This is a genomic window from Pandoraea pnomenusa (genome assembly GCF_040391475.1).
GTDB lineage: Bacteria > Pseudomonadota > Gammaproteobacteria > Burkholderiales > Burkholderiaceae > Pandoraea > Pandoraea pnomenusa_C.
The window spans coordinates 261740-277657 of the sequence record NZ_JBEBXS010000002.1; the positions used below are offsets into that span (position 1 = coordinate 261740).

Annotated in this window: 17 protein-coding genes; 7 read left to right on the forward strand and 10 right to left on the reverse strand. The window is 63.9% G+C overall.

The genetic code is table 11. The features are described 5' to 3' along the window. Positions 1-219: 219 nt before the first annotated feature. Entirely contained in the window at positions 220-975 is a 756-nt protein-coding gene (locus ABWO90_RS03775; RefSeq protein ID WP_353189859.1) for an SDR family oxidoreductase, read from the forward strand. A 105-nt stretch (positions 976-1080) separates the two neighbouring features. On the opposite strand, the gene ABWO90_RS03780 is transcribed toward ABWO90_RS03775, so the two are convergent. From ABWO90_RS03780 to ABWO90_RS03795, 4 genes are all read right to left on the reverse strand, one after another. Further along, positions 1081-1428: a hypothetical protein gene (locus ABWO90_RS03780; protein WP_353189860.1), complete on the reverse strand. Its 348-nt coding sequence runs from the start codon at positions 1426-1428 to the stop codon at positions 1081-1083. 154 nt (positions 1429-1582) lie between these two features. After that, a complete protein-coding gene (locus tag ABWO90_RS03785) occupies positions 1583-1951 on the reverse strand; it encodes a cupin domain-containing protein (protein WP_353189861.1) in 369 nt (122 codons plus the stop codon). 82 nt (positions 1952-2033) lie between these two features. After that, positions 2034-2873: a siderophore-interacting protein gene (locus tag ABWO90_RS03790; protein WP_353189862.1), complete on the reverse strand. Its 840-nt coding sequence runs from the start codon at positions 2871-2873 to the stop codon at positions 2034-2036. Beyond that, the gene (locus tag ABWO90_RS03795) at positions 2873-3301 is read right to left on the reverse strand and encodes a PadR family transcriptional regulator (RefSeq protein WP_353189863.1); all 429 of its coding nucleotides are present in this window, start codon (positions 3299-3301) and stop codon (positions 2873-2875) included. Before ABWO90_RS03795 ends, ABWO90_RS03790 begins: the two co-directional genes overlap by 1 nt. Between ABWO90_RS03795 and ABWO90_RS03800 the strand changes: the two genes are divergently transcribed. After that, complete coding sequence (locus ABWO90_RS03800; RefSeq protein WP_353189864.1) at positions 3290-3511, forward strand: hypothetical protein; 222 nt, start codon at positions 3290-3292, stop codon at positions 3509-3511. The genes ABWO90_RS03795 and ABWO90_RS03800 overlap by 12 nt on opposite strands. 284 nt (positions 3512-3795) lie before the next feature. Here the strand turns inward: ABWO90_RS03800 and ABWO90_RS03805 are convergent, their stop codons facing one another. The 3 genes from ABWO90_RS03805 to ABWO90_RS03815 all read right to left on the reverse strand — a co-directional run bounded on the left by ABWO90_RS03805 (position 3796) and on the right by ABWO90_RS03815 (position 6953). Then, positions 3796-4728 (reverse strand): transporter substrate-binding domain-containing protein, encoded by a 933-nt coding sequence (locus ABWO90_RS03805; RefSeq protein ID WP_502922533.1) that lies wholly within the window; start codon positions 4726-4728, stop codon positions 3796-3798. A gap of 380 nt (positions 4729-5108) precedes the next feature. After that, positions 5109-5579: an HU family DNA-binding protein gene (locus ABWO90_RS03810; RefSeq protein WP_353189937.1), complete on the reverse strand. Its 471-nt coding sequence runs from the start codon at positions 5577-5579 to the stop codon at positions 5109-5111. Between the two features lie 336 nt (positions 5580-5915). Beyond that, entirely contained in the window at positions 5916-6953 is a 1038-nt protein-coding gene (locus ABWO90_RS03815; RefSeq protein ID WP_353189865.1) for a hypothetical protein, read from the reverse strand. Between the two features lie 371 nt (positions 6954-7324). Here ABWO90_RS03815 and ABWO90_RS03820 point away from each other — a divergent pair, with 371 nt between their 5' ends. Continuing rightward, on the forward strand, positions 7325-8518 hold the full coding sequence (locus tag ABWO90_RS03820; RefSeq protein WP_353189866.1) for a sugar MFS transporter: 1194 nt from the start codon (positions 7325-7327) through the stop codon (positions 8516-8518). Here the strand turns inward: ABWO90_RS03820 and pagP are convergent. Next, positions 8515-9192, reverse strand: a complete 678-nt coding sequence (gene pagP / locus ABWO90_RS03825) for a lipid IV(A) palmitoyltransferase PagP (RefSeq protein ID WP_353189867.1) — start codon at positions 9190-9192, stop codon at positions 8515-8517. The genes ABWO90_RS03820 and pagP overlap by 4 nt on opposite strands. Positions 9193-9528: 336 nt before the next feature. Between pagP and ABWO90_RS03830 the strand changes: the two genes are divergently transcribed. From ABWO90_RS03830 to dmpG, 3 genes are all read left to right on the forward strand, one after another. After that, positions 9529-9828, forward strand: a complete 300-nt coding sequence (locus tag ABWO90_RS03830) for a hypothetical protein (protein WP_353189868.1) — start codon at positions 9529-9531, stop codon at positions 9826-9828. Between the two features lie 92 nt (positions 9829-9920). Then, entirely contained in the window at positions 9921-10907 is a 987-nt protein-coding gene (locus ABWO90_RS03835) for an acetaldehyde dehydrogenase (acetylating) (protein WP_502922534.1), read from the forward strand. A gap of 34 nt (positions 10908-10941) precedes the next feature. Continuing rightward, positions 10942-11961: a 4-hydroxy-2-oxovalerate aldolase gene (gene dmpG, locus ABWO90_RS03840; protein ID WP_353189870.1), complete on the forward strand. Its 1020-nt coding sequence runs from the start codon at positions 10942-10944 to the stop codon at positions 11959-11961. A 237-nt stretch (positions 11962-12198) separates the two neighbouring features. Here dmpG and ABWO90_RS03845 read toward each other — a convergent pair whose 3' ends face one another. After that, positions 12199-13032 (reverse strand): IclR family transcriptional regulator, encoded by an 834-nt coding sequence (locus tag ABWO90_RS03845; RefSeq protein WP_353189871.1) that lies wholly within the window; start codon positions 13030-13032, stop codon positions 12199-12201. Further along, positions 13032-13979 (reverse strand): flagellar brake protein, encoded by a 948-nt coding sequence (locus ABWO90_RS03850; protein ID WP_353189872.1) that lies wholly within the window; start codon positions 13977-13979, stop codon positions 13032-13034. Before ABWO90_RS03850 ends, ABWO90_RS03845 begins: the two co-directional genes overlap by 1 nt. 379 nt (positions 13980-14358) lie before the next feature. Here ABWO90_RS03850 and ABWO90_RS03855 point away from each other — a divergent pair, with 379 nt between their 5' ends. Then, the gene (locus ABWO90_RS03855) at positions 14359-15918 is read left to right on the forward strand and encodes a hypothetical protein (RefSeq protein ID WP_353189873.1); all 1560 of its coding nucleotides are present in this window, start codon (positions 14359-14361) and stop codon (positions 15916-15918) included.

Sequence of the window (15918 nt, forward strand, 5' to 3'; positions counted from 1 at the left end):
ATACGCTATTACTACCGTAGGTTATAAGCGTGCGAAGTTCGCGATTATATTCCGCAATACAGCATTGCGCTTTGTAGACGCCAGGCGGCGATTTGACGCAGCGCTTCCCGGATGTGACGAAAACGCGACTGATGGTCGGGATAGCGGCCTTCGGTCGATACGCGGATAATGGCGTCCCGTTCGTCCTTTTTGCGGCGTTATCCGACCGCATCTCTCCCAATGTCCCAAACGATTGCGATTCTTACCGGTGCGTCCCGCGGTCTCGGCGCTGCCCTGGCGCGCGGCCTGCTGGCCCCCGGCACCCATCTCGTGACGCTGGCGCGTCGCACGGACGACGACCTCGCCGCGCAGGCCAGCGCTCAGGGCATCACGCTCGAACAGATTGCGGTCGACCTGGCTGACACCACGGCCGCTGCCAACGTCGCCGAGCGCATTTTTGCCAAACTGCCGCGCGACGCCGGCCGGTACCTGCTGATTAACAATGCAGGCACGGTCCATCCGGTGGCGAATTCGGCCGCGTTGAACGATCCGGCCGCCATTGGCGCCGCGTTCGCGTTGAACGTGACTTCCGTGATGCTCCTGTGTGCGCGCTTTCTTGCGGCGACGCAGGGCCTCGAGGCCAAGCGCCAGATCGTGAACATTTCGTCGGGCGCCGGGCGCAATCCGAACGCGGGCTGGGCCGTGTACTGCTCGACGAAGGCGGCGCTGGATATGTATACGCGCGTCGTGAATGCCGAACATCGCGAACACGGCGTGCAGGCAGTGTCGCTCGCCCCTGGCGTGGTCGACACCGGCATGCAGGAGGCAATTCGCAGCAGCAACGTCGAAAGCTTCCCCGCATTGGCACGTTTCCAGGAACTCAAGTCGAGCGGGAAGCTGTCGTCGCCGGAAGACGTGGCGCGCCGCATCCTGGCGCTGACCGAGCGCGACGATTTCGGCCAGACGGAAATCGACGATATCCGGAACTACGCCTGATTCGGACTTGCGCACATTCGACACGGCTGCGCGCCATGCCGAAGGAAAAACACCGGGCAGCTAACGCTGTCCGGTGTTTTTTTGCGATCTCGATGATCCGATCAGCTACTGCTCGGTGCTGGTAATGAAAACGCAGCCGTTGCGTTCCGGCGCATACAGAATCAGCGTGGGCGCATGAATGTCGGCGGCGCGCTCACAGGCCTCTCCATACGAGTCGAACTGGACGGCCCACGCGCCGTTGCGTACAAAGCAGTGCGTGATGGTGTCGGTACGCCGATCGAATTCCTGCCCCAGAAACACGCCTTGCGTGTAGCACCAGACGACGAATCCGTGGAAATCGGCCTGCTCCGGCGCGCGAAAGATACGCCAGCGGGCATCCTGCCGACCCGCCTGACGCGCCATCGCGCCAGCGGCCCATCGTTCAAAGCCATCGTGTCGTTTGCGTTGCTCCATGTCGTCGTACCCCCTTTGGGTGAACCGCCCTCGAGGTGCCGGAATTCGACATCCCCGGACGCGCCCCCATAGTCGGAAGTTGTTCCCGGCATTTCTATCAGGCAATTCCGAAAGACCGCAGGGAATTTCTCCAAACGGGATGGGGCAGACGTGCTCAGTCGTAGTGAATCGCCAGCCAGACCGTGGTCTCGCCCTGTGCCGTCCATGCCACGCGGTGGCGTTGATGGGCCGGGATCGTCACGGCGTCGCCCGGATGGAGCGTGAGTGTCCGGCCTGCCGGATCTGCGGCATCCGGGGCGTCGGCGAACGCCAGGCCGGCGCTGCCGGACAGGACAACGACCCATTCGTGCTGAGGCTGGTCGTACCAGAAGCCCGGGGGCGAGGCCTGCCCCGTGGAGACAATGCGCTCGACGCGCATGCCCGGACGCGCGATCAGTGTGTCGAACTGTTCGGCGGCCGCCGGATCGGGCTGTGAAGGCAGGCCGGCGAACAGGTTCGTGACGGGGGGCAGACGGGTATCCATGCTTTTCATACGGACAGGCAGACCACGCTTGAACGGGGGATAAAAAGCATACACGCGGCGGCCTCGCTCCGGATCGTCGATGTCAGTCGTCGAGATTTTCGTGGACGGCGGCGTCACCGCGTCGCCAGTAGGCGGCGGCTTTCACCCACTTCGGGTTCAGTCCGCGCGTCTCCACGAGGTGGCGGCGCACCGCTTTCGCCACCCCCGCTTCGGCGGCCACCCACGCGTGCAGATCGCCCTTGGGAAGCGAGGCGACCTGCAGCGCGTCGATGAGCGCGGTGCTTTGTCCGGCGGGCACGCCTTCACGATAGATCCACTCGACGACGACATCGGCCTCGGTTGCAAAGCGCAGGCAGTCGGTCGGGCCGTCGACTTCCACAAATACGAACACGAGTGCACCGGCAGGCAACTCGGCCAGACGCCGGGAAATCGCCGGCAATGCCGTGTCGTCGCCGATCAGCACGTAGCCGTCGAAGTTCATCGGGATGATGAACGAGCCGCGCGGGCCGCCCACACCGAGCCGATCGCCGGGCTTGGCTGCGCGTGCCCATTGCGTCGCCGGGCCGGATTCATGCAGGGCGAAGTCGATGACCAGCGTTTTCGTTGCGGCATCGAAATGGCGCGGCGTGTAGTCGCGCATCACGCGCGGCGCGTCGCCGGGGGCCGGTTTGGACACGCCTTCCGGGCCGACCTGCGGCAGCGACAGTTCGCCGGTCTCGGGGTTCGGGAAGAAGAGTTTCACATGGTCGTCGAAACCCGGGCTGTGGAAGCCTTCGAGATCGTCTCCCCCGAGGGTCACACGCAACAGGTTGGGCGTGACGGTCTCGACATGACGCACTTCCAGCAAGCGCATGCGAAGTTCGTGGCGCACGCGCTGCGGCGTGCGATCGGGGGTGGCGTTCGGTGCAGCGTTATCTTGCATCAGAGTCGCTCCAGTTGTTGTGCGGCCGCGTCGAGAATGGCGGCAAACGCGTTGGCCTGCTCGGTCGTGAGCGGCTCGCCGCCCAGACGCAAATGCACGGCATATTTGAAGTTGTGCAGCGCCCGCATGACTTGCGGCGGCATATCTTCCGAGCGCTCGCGTCGCGTTGCGAGTCGCGCGAGCAGTTCCGTGACCGAGTCCTCGTTTTCGGCGAGATGCTCACGCCCGGCGTCGGTAATTTCGTACGACTTGCGCTGGCTGTCGCCGGGGGTTTCCTGCACTCGGATGTAACCCATCTCTTCGAGCAGTGTGAGCGTAGGGTAGACGACGCCCGCGCTGGGGCTGTACGTGCCGTTCACGCTCTCTTCGATGGCTTTGATGAGCTCGTAGCCGTGACGCGGTTGCTGCGAAATCAGATGCAGCAGCACGAGCCGCAATCCGCCGTGGCTGAAAAGACGGCCACCGCCGCGTCCGCCCCGGCCGCCGCGCTCGCCACGACCGTCTTCGCTGCGGCCGTGCCGGCCGTCACCATAGCCTTCGCCACCGCCGCGCCGTCCATGGCGTCCACCACGCCGTTCGTCGCCGAATTCCATTTTGTCCAGATCCAACGGGCCTCGGCCCATGAAATCGCTACGTGATCCACGCATGATGCGACTCCCTATTGATGTAGTTAAGACATGTTTACGATATATCTAAATTGCATCGAAAGCAAAATTATTTTCGAATAGACCCTGACGGGATCATGGGAGTCGCCTAGACGCAAGGGGTTCGGCGATATGCGGGAAGCGGGCAGATGGCGTTTCGACTATATCGAAATGCGCATTTCGATAGGGTAGGGGGTACTCAAGTCGAGCGAAGGGGGAAATCGACCCGCCGCTGGCGCATCTGTTGCGCACAGCCGGCGGAAGGAGGGGGGCGGCGCTTACGACAATTTGGGCAAATCAGTCTCGAGCCACTTTCGATACAGTTTGTTCAGTTCACCGTTGTTCGTATTGCGAGTCACGAAGTCGTTGACCGCAGCGAGCAGTTCCGGCTGGTTGGGGCGCATCGCGATCCCCATCGCCTGCTGCAGCAAATTGAATTTCGGTTCGAACTGACCTGGCGCACGCTGACGAATGGCGTTGGCGACCGTCACCGAGCAGCCGATGGCATCCACTTGCCCGGTGAGCAGTGCCTGCATGGCGGAGGCGTCGTCGTCGAATCGGCGAATTTCGGTGCCTTCGGGCGCCGTTTTGGTCACGGCCATGTCCTGCGTGCTCGCACGCGCGACGCTCACACGCACGCCCTTCAGATCGGCGGCCGACTTGATCGGTGCGCCGGTCTTGCCGAGCAGCACGATGGTCGCAGCCGCATACGGCTTGGAAAACTGCACCTGTTTCGCGCGCTCCGGCGTGATGGCAAGCGATGCGACGAGCACATCCACTTTTCCGCTCAGCAGATACGGGATGCGGTTCGGTCCGGTGACCGGCACGAGATTGACCTTCACGCCCAGATCTTTTGCGAGCAGACGGGCGACATCGGCGTCGTAGCCGTCGGGCTGCGCCTGCGCGTTCGTCGTGCCGTACGGGGGGAAATCGATGAGCATGCCGACATTGAGCGTGCCCTTCTTCTTGATGTCGGCAACGGTCTGCGCGTGAGCGGGCGTGGAGAAGAGCGACAGCGTGCTCGTGAGCACGCCGCCGAGCGTGCCGCCGAGCGAGCCGACGAAACCGGCAGGCATGGCGGCGACACCAAGCGTCGAGAGAAAGCCGCGACGCGAATGAATGTCGACTTCGCCGGGCGCCGTTCGTCGGCTGGCCGGATGCGATGACGAGGGCTGCTTTGGTACAGGCTGACGTGACAACTTGCGAGTCATGCTGGGTCTCCTGAAGCCGCGAAACCGTCGTCAGCGATGCCGATCCGCCGCAGGCGCGATCGGTCCCCGTGCTGGCCGACGGGTGTCCCGTGCGATGTTAGCGGCGCGCGGCGGACCCGTCCACTCCGAACAAACCCGAGCGAAACGCGTGCGAGAACGCGTGTGAAAACCCGGCGATCATGTGTGCGCTGCAGCGTTGGATGCCATCCCGAAAAGCTGAGGATGACGAAATCAACCGGAGAGATCGGCCCGGGCGTGTCGCCAACGAAAGCGACAGGCGAAAAAAAACGGTGCCGAAAATTCGGCACCGTATTCAGGCGCTGCCTGCAGGTCTGGCTTTTCACCCTGCCGTGAACGACACGGCAGCGCGAGCGCGAGACTTACTGTGCTGCGTCCTTCACCTTCTTCAGTGGGCGAACCTTCACGCGCACCGAAGCCGGCTTGGCCGGGAACCAACGCTCTTCGCCCGTGAACGGGTCCTTGCCGAAACGCTTCGCCTTGGCAGCGATTTGTTGCGACGTGACCTTGAACAGGCCGTGCAGCGTGAATTCGCCTGCGCCCTTCTTGTGCAGCGAGCTGACGATGGTGTTCTCGAGCGCGGCGAGCACAGCCTTGACTTCCTTCACAGCGACTGCCGATTGGTCGGCGAGGTGAGCTGCGAGCTGGGTCTTGTTCAGTGCTTCCTTGATCGGCGAAACCTTGCCGTTCGCGGCTGCCTTCGGGGCTGCCTTCGGAGCGGCCTTAGCGGCTGCCTTCGGCGCTGCCTTCTTCGCTACCGGTGCCTTCTTGGCGGCCGGAGCCTTTTTTGCCACAGGGGCCTTCTTTGCTGCTGCTTTCTTTGCCGTTGCCATATCGATCCAATCGATGAGAATAAGAAAGTGCCGTTGGAGAACGGCCACCCGAATGATACGTCTTGCTGCGCCGACGATTCTACCTAAGAAATCGCTTTGTGCGAGTGCTGCGCAAACAATGTTGCGCGCTTGCCGCACAAGGCTGAGCGCCTGATAGAGGCACTTTTTCCGCTGCGTTTCCCGATGTTTCGTCAGCCGCGTGACGGCGTTGGCTCGCCGTCACGATTTCGCCGTGCGATGGCGCTGCGCCTTGCGATGCATTTTTTTGGGGCGGTTTTTACGAGATTTTTATATCGTCGTCGCGCATCGCGCGCTGCAGCCATCGCCCGGAAACCCTCAGAAACGCTGCATTTCGCACGTTTCGCATCGACCGTCGCCGTTGCACCAGGCGTCGGTGAGCGTGGTGCCGTCGGCGCCAAAAGTGATGTCGTGTTTCGCGCCGTAGCTGCCCGCGAGTTGCAGACGATCGCCCGCGAGCGTGCCCTGTACCGTGGTGTGGACGTTCGGTTCGACGTCGTCGACGCTGCCGGTCACTTGCGCACCGTTGAGCGCGAGCGCCATCTGGCGTGTCATCGGGGAACCCCACAATTGCCACCACAGCGGTGCGTTCGTGCACAGGCCGCGCCAACGTCCCGACGGATTCACCACACGCGCCGACGCGCTCGTCTGGACAACGGCGCCCGGCGGAATGGGGGCCGTGATGATCGTGGTGCCGGCGGGCGCGGGGGCCTCGATGGCGGTCACGTCGCGCGCGACTTCCGGCGTTTCGGCGGCGGATGCATTCACCGCCTTGAGCCCGGCGGTGTCACCGATGGTGCTCGGCATGGGCGCCTCGGCGGGGGCGGCCGAGGGTTGTGCGGGCGGTGCAGCGGCCGCTGACGGTGCATAGGTGAGCGCATTGGGGGCAGGTGAAACAGCGGCGGGCGGCGCCGCGCTGAACGTACCCGGGGCACCGTCGACGCGCGCCATCTCCGGCGGCAGGCCGTCGTTTGGCACCGGTGCGGAGGCGGCTGCGCATACATGGCACGACATGCGCGACACGCTGTTACGTGTGAGCGGGCGTGCGGCGTAAAGTCGCTGGCCGCCTTGCGCACCGTCTCGCAGGATCGTGACGTAGGCTGTGTCGTCGAGCTGGTAGTCGACTCTGGCGCACGACGCCGCGTCGGTCATGAGCATGACGTCGGCCGAAAAGGCGCCGCTCGTGGCGCGCACGGGCAGGACCGACACCGACGCCGAACAGTCGGCCACGATCTGCGCGCAGTTGCACGCAACAGGCGTGCGCGAAGGCACGCTACCGGACTGCGCTTGCGCATGGGCTGCGAAGCCGAGCATGCCGGCAACGAGCCATCCCGTCGCAATCCTCAAAGAATTCAAACCCCGCATGATGTTTCCCCGAATGTGGCGGCCTATCCTATGCTGCGGATAGTCGATCAAAAGACGTCGGCTGACAAGAGCCGAAAGCAGCGAAAAGCAACGCGAAAAGGGCGCGCCATGACGCATCGAGGGACATCGCTGCGTCATGCAAATATGAGATTCCGCCCTTGTCGCGATATCGATAGTGCGGTCTACACTGTTGGCATCTGCCCCCTTCATTGCGTCTTCAACGTGCTTCGCGCCGTTGTTCACTGGAGAGATGCATGTCGTCCGATCGCACGAGTGAGTCCCGCACCACCGTTCGTCCCACGCCTTCCGACCCTGGTATTTCCGGTGCGTCCGCCATACCGTCTGCGAATCGCGTACTTGCGATGCTTGCGACGCTTTTCTTCGCGATGGGCCTCATCACGTCGCTCAACGATATTCTGGTGCCGCATTTCAAAACCGCTTTCGACCTGACGTTTCGCGACGCGGCGCTCATCCAGTCCAGCTTCTTTGCCGCGTACTTCGTCGTTTCGTACCCGGCGGGACAGTACACGGCGCGCGTCGGATACCGGCGCGCCCTGGCCAGCTCGCTGTGGCTGGCCGGCCTGGGGTGCGCGCTGTTCTTTCCCGCTGCGGCGCTCGTCTCGTATCCCTGTTTCCTCATCGCGCTCTTCGTACTGGCAAGCGGCGTGACGTTGCTCCAGGTCGCCGTCAACGCCTATGTCGAGACATTGGGCTCGCGCGGCGAAGCGGCCAGCCGCCTCACGCTGGTGCAGGCATTCAACTCGCTCGGCACGACCGTCGGGCCACCGCTCGCGGCCCTCTGGATCCTGGCGCCGCGGCCCGAGGAGATTGCCGGGCATGCCGTCGACAGCGTGCGTGGCCCCTACGGATGGCTCGCGGCGGTGTTGCTCGCGGGCGGCGTGGTGCTCTGGCGTCTGACGCTGCCGGAACAGCGCGACGGGCATGCGTCGCCACCCGGTGTGCTGGGCAACGTGCGCAGCTTGCTTGCGCACCGTCCCTTGCGTTACGGCATCGTGGCGCTATTTCTTTATGTCGGTGCGGAAGTCAGCATCGGCAGTTTCCTCATCGTCTACCTGACGAATACGGATACGGGGATTACCGGGCATGCGCAGGCGAGCCGGTATCTGCCGTTCTACTGGGGTGGGGCGATGGTGGGGCGGTTCATCGGCGCCTGGCTGCTGCGCAAGGTTTCGCCGGGCAAGATGCTCTGCCTGTGTGCGTTCTACAACCTGCTGCTGATTCTTGTGTCGCTGGCGGTGCCGGCGACGTTCGGGATGTGGCTGCTGCTGGCGTGCGGGCTGGGCAACGCGATCATGTTCCCGACGATCTTCTCGCTGTCGGTGGGCGGGCTCGGATCGCGCGTCAGCGAAGGCGGCGGGCTGATCTGCATGGCGATCGTGGGCGGTGCGGTGTTGCCGTATCTGCAGGGCACGCTGGCGGACGGTGCAGGCGTGGTGCTGTCGTTTCTGGTGCCGGCGTTGGCGTACACGTACATCGCGGGATTCGGAGCATGGTGCGCGCGCACCATGCCGGAATCCCGGGAGGCATCGGCTTAGCCCGCTTTGCCGAACGTGTAGCGGCCGAAGATGAACAGCACGTTGCCGTTGCCCTTGCCGCCGGGCACATACGCGGTGGCGACCGACGCGCGGCCGATGCCGATCTCGGCGAGCGGCAGCGCGCCGGGGAAGGGCACGCCACCGAGTGTGTCCGAACGCGACATCAGGAACACGGTATAGCCGAGGCCGAAGCGCACCGGGCCGGCATTGGCGACGTTCCAGATACGGCCGTAACCCGCCATGGGCGACCAGTCGTTGTGCGAATCCTTGAACGCCATGGCGTAAAGCATGCGCGAACCGTTCTTGCCGTCGGACAGCACGCGTCCGTAGCCCAGGCCCCAGGGGTTCTCGTTGTACTGGGAGATCTTGTCGGCGGTGTAGGCGAAGCGAAGATGGTGCGTGTGCAGCGGCACGTAAAGCTCGCTTGCCCCCTGGGTCGCCACGTCTCGCACTTCGTCGACGATGGCGCCGGTCCATGTGGAGATGGTGCCAGACGACTCAGGGGCGTTGTCGGCGTGCGCCGCTAGCGGCGAAAGGCAAGCCAGTGCTGCGCCGATCGCGAGCGAGTGATGGCGGCAGGCGCGGGAGAAGCGGGGGAGTCCGGAAGGTATGGCAAGCGATGCGAGTGAAATCGATGACGCGAGCCGCCCGGTGCATTGGGGGTTCGTAGGCATGGTTGCGAGAATCTTGTAGCGGAAAGCGGCCTGACGCCGCGAGACGCGTGTCGATCGTAAGCGTCGACCTCGCGCGGGTGAATGGGGTCTGCGTGCAACGTCGGCATCTGGCGCGTCGATGGCATGCGTGACCGGCATTCGCGAGTCTTCTAGACACGCGCTCGCATGCGAAAGTTCGCATCGTGGTCGATTTGTCCGGCTGCCCGCTGTGAGTGCATCAATTGACCTAACCTGCTGCGCCGCGAATAAATCCTTTCGCGTCAACGGGCTATCGCGGATATCGACGTGTTATTCACCGGGTTGTGAACATTTTCTGTGGATAACGCGCAGCCCTGCATGCAGGTTGCGCTGCCCGCTGTGTTGCACACCGTCATCATCGATGCGACGACCCATCGTGGCGCAGCAAATGCGCGCCACTTCTTTTCCGCGTCCGATCAAGGACTTGCGCTATCTATCCTGAAGTTGTCCACCGGCTTGCAAACAGATTCTGTGGATAACGAGGCATCTTCGAATCGACAGCCGGCCCGCGTCACGCCGCGTTTTGCAGCACATGGCTCAACTTTCGCGCGCGGCAATTCTTCCCTGACGAATCAGCAACTTGGCGCGCTTTTCCGCAAGTTATCAACGGGCTTGTGAACAAAAAATGTGGATAAATCGGTTGTCGATCAATATCTCAATATATGAGATCAATGTTTACATATTGACATTTTACTCGTCGCGGAATTACGATGCGGCTCATACCGGTGGACGGACACGTTCAGGAGACGACAGTGACAGAACGACGCAAACAGAAAGTGGCGATCATTGGCTCGGGCAACATCGGCACCGACCTGATGATCAAGGTGATGCGCAACAGCGAGCATCTGGAAATGGGCGCAATGGTCGGTATCGATCCGGCCTCCGACGGACTGGCGCGCGCGCAGCGCCTGGGTGTGCCGGTGACGGCCGAAGGCATCGATGGTCTGCTGGCCATGCCGGGTTTCGAAGACATTCGTATCGCGTTCGACGCCACGTCGGCCAAGGCGCATTCGCATCACAACGAGCTGCTGCAAGCGCGCGGCGTGCAGGTGATCGATCTCACGCCGGCGGCCATCGGCCCGTACGTGATTCCGTCGATCAACCTCGATGCGCATCTCGACGCACGCAACATCAACATGGTGACGTGCGGCGGGCAGGCGACCATTCCGATGGTCGCGGCCATTTCGCAAGTCGCGAAGGTGCATTACGCGGAAATCGTGGCATCGATCTCGAGCAAGTCGGCCGGCCCCGGCACGCGCGCCAACATCGACGAGTTCACCGAGACGACGTCCAAGGCCATTGAAGTGCTGGGTGGCGCTTCGCGTGGCAAGGCGATCATCGTGCTGAATCCGGCCGAGCCGCCGCTGATCATGCGCGACACCGTTTTCGTGCTGTCCGAGCCGGGCGACCAGGCCGCAATCGAAGCGAGCATTCAGGCGATGGTCGACAAGGTGCACAGCTACGTGCCGGGCTACCGTCTCAAGCAGAAGGTGCAGTTCGAGCTGTTCGACGCATCGCGTCCGCTCAACGTGCCTGGCCTGGGCAAGCTCACCGGCCTGAAGACCTCGGTCTTCCTCGAAGTGGAAGGCGCGGCACACTATCTGCCGGCCTACGCGGGCAACCTCGACATCATGACCAGCGCTGCGCTGGCCTGCGCCGACCGTATCGCCGCCACGCGCCTGGCGCTCGCGGCCTGAACGTCGCACGCGCTATCAGGAGACACACACCATCATGACGCAGAAAAAGCTCTATATCTCTGACGTGACGCTGCGCGACGGCAGCCACGCGATTCGTCACCAGTACAGCATTGCCAACGTGAAGGCGATTGCGGCCGCGCTCGATGCCGCGCGCGTCGATTCGATCGAAGTCGCGCATGGCGACGGCCTGTCCGGCTCCAGCTTCAACTACGGCTTTGGCGCGCACACCGATCTCGAGTGGATCGCTGCCGTGGCCGAGACCGTCACGCACGCCAAGGTGGCTACGCTGTTGCTGCCGGGCGTGGGTACCGTGCATGACCTGCGCGAAGCCTACGACGCGGGCGCCCGTGTCGTGCGTATCGCTACGCATTGCACCGAGGCGGATGTCTCGCGTCAGCACATTGCCTACGCACGTGAGCTGGGCATGGACACGGTCGGCTTCCTGATGATGAGCCACATGACCACGCCGCAGCATCTGGCGGAACAAGCCAAGCTGATGGAATCGTACGGTGCCGAGTGCATCTACGTGGTGGATTCGGGCGGCGCGCTGGGCATGAACGACGTGCGCGATCGTTTCCGCGCATTCAAGGACGTGCTCAAGCCCGAGACGCTCACCGGCATGCACGCGCACCACAACCTGAGCCTCGGCGTGGCGAACTCGATCGTGGCCGTGGAAGAGGGATGTGATCGCATCGATGCGAGCCTTGCCGGCATGGGCGCTGGCGCGGGCAATGCGCCGCTGGAAGTGTTCATTGCGGCGGCCTCACGTCTGGGCTGGAACCACGGCTGCGATCTGTACACGCTGATGGATGCGGCCGACGACATCGTGCGTCCGCTGCAGGACCGCGCGGTTCGCGTGGATCGCGAAACGCTGGCACTGGGGTATGCCGGTGTGTATTCGAGCTTCCTGCGTCACGCGGAAGCCGCAGCGTCGCACTACAACCTCAAGACGGTCGATATCCTCGTCGAGCTGGGGCAGCGTCGTATGGTGGGCGGTCAGGAAGACATGATCGTCGACGTCGCGCTCGATCTGCTCAAGCGTCGCGCCGCGTAATTTCGATTGGACGATGTGGCTTTAAAGCAAGGCAAGGCGTTCAAAGCGTATTAGTCGTTGGGAACGCATCACCCAGGTAGTGGCATCCTTGAAGTAGTCACTGTGCCGGCCCCTTCAGTGAAGGGCCGGCATTTTTTTATTGGGGGCGCTTATGTCGATGGCCTTTGTTGGGTGGAGTAATTGGCGGCTATCGGCTGCGAGAAGCCATTTCGGCAGAACCCCGACGACCGGAAATGACTACTTGAGCCCACCCGCAGCCCACCCGAGCTGACGGCTGATCTGCGCGGCGGCGTCCTTCACGCGCGGAACGAGTTCTTGCATGCGCTCGCGGCTCATGTATTTCGTCGTACTCGACACACTGATGGCTGCCACGATCCGCTGACTCGCGTCGTAGACAGGCGCCGCCACGCAGCGAATCTGCGGTGTGTCGTCTTCCAGATCGAAGGCATATCCCAGTCGCGCGTAGTCATGCATGCGGGCGATCCACGCCGCCGTATCGACCGGATGCGATGGCACCTGTGCCTGATAGTGTTCGAGCTGTGCGCGCCAGTCCTCTTCCGTCTGATCGATCAGCAGCGCCTTGCCCACGCCGGTTACGCAAATCGGCTTGCGTCCACCGATGCGCGAACTGATTTCCACCGCCCGCTGCCCGGGCAACTTGTCGAGATACATCACTTCCCAGCCGTCGGCGATCGCGAGATGCACGGTGTCCTGTGTCTCGCTGGCCAGAACTTCGAGCGCGGGACGGGCCACGCGCGGCAAGTCGATCTGGCGATAGGCGAGAAACCCCAGTTCGATGAGCTTGTTACCGAGCCGGTAGCCGCGGCGCGGTTCGAAACGCAGATAACCAGCATGCACGAGAGCCGATGCAATGCGGTGCGTGGTCGACGGCGTAATGCCGGTGTGCGCCGAGAGCGCGGGTACGGTGTCGACACCGTTGGCAACGGCTTCCACGATGTCGAGACCGCGAAAGAGCGTCTGGCTGGCGAGCGTGCGCGGCCGCCCGTTCGGTTCGCCGTGCTCGCCCGGTTCCTGGGAGGCCGCCGATTTGGGAGACTTCGACGTGGCCATCACGCCCCCCCGAGCGCGAGCAGACGCTCGTACACATAACACTTGAGCGCGACGTAATGCGCCGGGTCGAGCACAGGCAGTTCGATGCCGTGCAGATGGCCATCGTCGCCCTGTTGGACGCCGCGAATCGTGCCGGTCGCCTCGATGGGCATGTCGATGTCCCCCACGCGCACGCGAAACGCCAGTTGCAGGGTATCGCCGGGAGCGCCGAGCGGCGCATCGGCGAGCAGCGAGACGCCCTCGGCGCTCACGTCCTGCAACAGCGCAAGGTGGCGAGCCTCGCCCGCACTGGCCGAGACGACGAGCTTCGCGGGCACGCGCTGCGAGCGTCGCAACACCTTGCGACGAATCTGCGCCGGCGCCGAGAGCACCACGTAGTCGAACGGCGCACGCTCCACGCGCTCGACCGTACAAACGAAGTGATAGATGTCTTCACCGGAGAACGTCCACAGTTCGAGCCGCTCGCTCATCTGTAATGTCGGCGGCGCAGACCGTCCCGTGAGAGCAGTGACGAAGAGCATCTGATTCGGTGCGTGGCCGATGACACGTGTGCGGACTCGCTGCGAGCCGGCACCCGGCGGCAACTGGATCTGCAACCAGTCGCCGGGGCGCAGGTTCAGGTCGGCAAGGCTGTATTGAGGGGGCGTCGCGCCGGCACCTGCATTGTCAGTGAGTACTTGCGGGGGCGAGGCGGCGCTGTCTGCTGCGACATCGTCCTCACCGAGATTCGCCACGCGGTGCGGTGCAAACGACGTGAACAGCCAGTCGCGTCCGGCCTGCGTCGGCACGATGTCTCCCACGGCCAGCAGCGGTTCGCCATTGCGGTCGACGATGGCCCAGGGCAGCGCTTCGCCCAGCGGAATGTCGTCGGGCGAGAGCGGAACGAGAGGCAACGACGGTTGCGTACCGGCGGACGTGGCAGGCGCTTGTGCAGGGGTATTGGACATAAGGGCAGAGTAGACTCGGCGCGCGAATCGGCACGCGCATATCAGGTGTCCGAAAGTCTACCGCGACGCATCGGCACTTGGCGAGAGGCGACGCGCGATGTCTTGCACAAGCTGCGTAAGTGGGCGCTCGCTGGGGTGCGGTGGATGGACATCCCGCTACGCAGTAGAAGCCGAGCCGACGCGGCCCTCCCGCGTGGCCGCTCGACAAGATTCCGCATGTTCGTTGCCCTCTGCCTATAGTCGGCGCTTTGCCGGCGCGCCCGGCGACGACAGTGCGGGGGATGTCATGTGGGGTCAGCAGTGTGCGGGGGCAATCGGGTGGACGGGGGATTGGCGGACGCCTGCGGGCATCGAACCTGCGGGCATGCGGGAGGACACAATGGCCTGTCGCGCCGGGCAGGCGAGCCTTGCCGCGCAGATGTCGCGCGCAGCCAATGCGACAAGCCACGCACGATGGCACGTACCGTTGCCGGGAGATCCGATGGCGCGTGCCGTCGATCCGACGCTGGCGAAAGCCTTCACACGTGCGAGGGCAGGATTGTGGGCGACGACGGGCGCATGCCAGCACTTCTATCGCAAGGAGTTCGCGCTGGCCCATGAGCGCGACGCGCGACTGGCGCGGCGGCTGGGCGATGTCGAATCGATGTTGGCGCCTACTCACACGCATACGCGCGCACCTGAGGCACCCACGGTCGACACCATGCGCCAGGACATGACGCACTGGCTTGACGCGATCGTCGCCACCGGCAACCGGGGGTGGCATTTTCGCGCGGCGCGCGACGCCGTATCGCTCGCCGGCAATCTGTCGTTGCTTGCTGTTATCGCCGCCTGCTTTCACCAGCAGATGACGGCCGATGAAGCGACCGCAGCCACGGGGCGCGGTGTGGACGCGGCGAACACGCCGTTTGGCGTGCCTTGGGCCGATTGGACGCTGTTGGCCTTCGAGGGCGCCAAGGGCGTGATCACGCAATCGCTCGGCTCGCCGACGCTGATTCGCCATCATGCCGTGGACGAAGTGCTCAAACGTCTGGACGCCGGTTGCCGACTGCTCGAAGCGTGCGTGATGGGGCCGCCGTGGGCGGCTGCGTCGTCACATTCGTCGTGGCGTGACACGCTCGGGTCGCTGACACGGGCGCGCGACGTCGCCACGCTTTTCACGTTTGCGAACTCCGCAGTACCTCCCGCACGTCTGGGACTCTGGGTGCCGTCGTGGTTCTCGGGCACGTCGGACGAAACGCGTGAGCTGGGCGGCTATCGCGGGATCTTGCGCGTGGCAGGACTGATGCTCGATTCGTGCCGAGCCGTTACGAGCCTGCTGGGCACATGGGCGCGAAATCAGGCTTTCGTGTCCGATGCGCAGGACCTGACGCAACGCTGGCAACACCTCTGCCTACGTCTGGCGGACGTCCCGGAAAACTGCCACACGACTGTGCTGGAACGGGTCGCGCGTGTCGCGCAGATGTCCATGTATTGCGACACGGCGCTGCTCGCGAAAATTGCCACACATGACAGACTTCGCGAGCGCTTACTCACGTCGTGCGATGACCTGCAGGCGGATCAGATCTCGCTCGCGTGCCAGCAGTTCTCCGTGCCCTGTCATCCGTCCCGCGTCGATGGCGCGGACCATTTAAGCCTGCGTCCCGCGGAAAGCCCTTGGGGGCAGCGATGGGCCGAGGGGCGCTGGGCGAGCGTGGCCGTCACGCCCATGCGTGCGTCGTATCGCTTGCTGCTGTTGTACCAGCACTGGAGCGCGGCGTTGCTCGAGCGTGTGATGGGCGCGTCGTCGTGTCGCGCAGACGAGCGAACCACGGCGTCGCCAACGAGCGAGCCGGCCGGGATCGGGCGCACGCCGTCGGGCATCGCGTACTTCGAGCTGGAGTCAATGCCGGTCTCCGGTCGTGGCCGGACCGACGCGCGCTTGCCGGACACGCAAGTCTGA